Annotated in this window: 1 protein-coding gene; it reads right to left on the bottom strand. The window is 34.8% G+C overall.

What is annotated here, in order from left to right:
• Window positions 1-512 (bottom strand): helix-turn-helix domain-containing protein (locus tag GVV22_RS10935; RefSeq protein ID WP_159650078.1); only part of this gene is annotated, 512 nt, incomplete at its 3' end.
• Window positions 513-564 lie beyond the last annotated feature (52 nt).

Below are 564 nucleotides of genomic sequence, written 5' to 3'. Positions count from 1 at the left end.
CTTTCATTTTTCTTACCGATTATTGAGTCAATTTCAAGATGACCGATTTCATCTCGGGCCTCTATATAATTGGGTCTCAGACTAATTGGTAGCACAGTTCGATTTTCCAAATTCCATTGAAAGTGGTTCATCATTCCACTCATTCGCTTCTTTCGTCTACGTCTCTTGTAACACATCTTAAGTGGATCAATCGTAAGTTTTCCTTGGTTAATCCAGTTATACACTTGCTGAACGGATACACAGGGCTTATGAGGATGATACCTTTTATAATTGTTTAGGCAAACATCGATAGAACGGACTTTGGGATCATAACGAGAATTGAGGTAATCGATTAAATGGTTGTATTTATGTCGAATATCTATTTTTCTTTTCTTATAATGATTGCTTTTATACCTCGAAATAGTTGAATGTGAAATATTCAGTTCGCGTCCAACTTGTCGCATCGAATATCCTATACTTAATAAAATATCGATTTGGTCTTTTATTTTTTTATTTAATTGCTTATACTTCATATGGGAGCTCCTTTTAGTCGGGTGGGCTCCTTTTATTATACAAAAACAACCG

This window comes from Erysipelothrix aquatica (assembly GCF_009828825.1).
In the GTDB taxonomy this organism is placed as follows: domain Bacteria; phylum Bacillota_I; class Bacilli_A; order Erysipelotrichales; family Erysipelotrichaceae; genus Erysipelothrix; species Erysipelothrix aquatica_A.
Note: the sequence above shows the minus strand (reverse complement) of the source record. Positions and strands in the feature narration are given on the sequence as shown.